The organism is Massilia sp. CT11-108 (genome assembly GCF_047302915.1).
In the GTDB taxonomy this organism is placed as follows: Bacteria; Pseudomonadota; Gammaproteobacteria; order Burkholderiales; family Burkholderiaceae_D; genus Telluria; species Telluria orientalis.
On the sequence record NZ_JBKYMO010000951.1, the window covers coordinates 1 to 1,149 of the forward strand.

At 70.0% G+C, this 1,149-nt stretch carries 1 protein-coding gene; it reads right to left on the bottom strand.

What is annotated here, in order from left to right; translation table 11 throughout:
• Positions 1-1,149: ATP-binding protein (locus ACEN88_RS32285; RefSeq protein ID WP_413346302.1), on the bottom strand; the 1,149-nt coding region annotated here is incomplete at both ends.

The following is a 1,149-nucleotide window of genomic DNA, read 5'->3' on the forward strand; positions in this document are numbered from 1 at the left end:
CGTCGTGCGCGGCGTCGGGCGGTTCGGCCAGCGGCAGGCGCACGACGAATTCGCTGCCCAGCCCCGTCCCGGGACTCTTCGCCTCCACGGTCCCGCCATGCATCTGCACGAGGCTGCGCACCATGGCGAGACCGATCCCGAGCCCGCCCTGCCCGCGCCCGGCCGCGCGATGCGCCTGCGTGAACATGTCGAACACCGCGGGCAGGTGGCCGGCCGGGATGCCGATGCCGTTGTCGCGCACCGCGATCTCGACTTCCTGGCCGTCGCGCCGCGCCTCCAGCGTGATCCTGCCGCCCTGGTCGGTGTACTTGGCCGCGTTGTTCAGGAGGTTCGCGAGCACCTGCGTGAGGCGCACGCTGTCCGCGTTCAGCGTCAGCGCTTCGTCGGGCAGGCGCACGTCCAGATGGTGGTGGTGCTGGTCGATCAGCGGCCGGCTCGTCTCGACGGCGCCGTGCACGACGTCGGCCAGCAGCAGCGGCTGGCGGTGCAGCTCGATCTTGTCGCGCGTGATGCGCGAGATCTCGAGCAGGTCGTCGACGAGCTTGATCATCTGGCGCACCTGGCGGCCCAGCATCTCGACGAGGCGGTCGGCGCGGCGGCGGCCGTCCGGATGGCGCAGCAAATGCACCGCGTTGCTGATCGGCGCGAGCGGGTTGCGCAGCTCGTGCGCCAGCACGGCGAGGAATTCGTCCTTGCGGCGGTCCGTTTCCTTCAGCGCCTGCTCGGCCAGCACGGCGTCCGTGATGTCGAGCGAAGCGCCGACGTGGCCCGCGTAGCTGCCGTCCGGCGCGAACAGCGGTTGCCCGTAACTGTCGAACCAGCGCCACTGGCCGTCGCGGCGGCGCACGCGGTCGACGTTGCGCCAGGGCCGGCGCGTGCGCACGGCATCCATGTAGTCGGCGATGTACGCGGGCGCGTCGTCCGGATGCACCAGTTCGTGCCAGCCCATGCCCATCACGTCCTCGAATGCCTTGCCCGTGAAATCGAGGTAGTACTGGTTGACGAACACGTTGCGGCCTGCTTCGTCGTTCTGCCAGATCAGCACGGGCACGGTATTCGCCAGCGTCCGGAAGCGCTGTTCCGACACCCGCAGCTCGTCCTCGACGCGCTTGCGCGCCGTGATGTCCTGGACGATGTTGACGGCGCCCG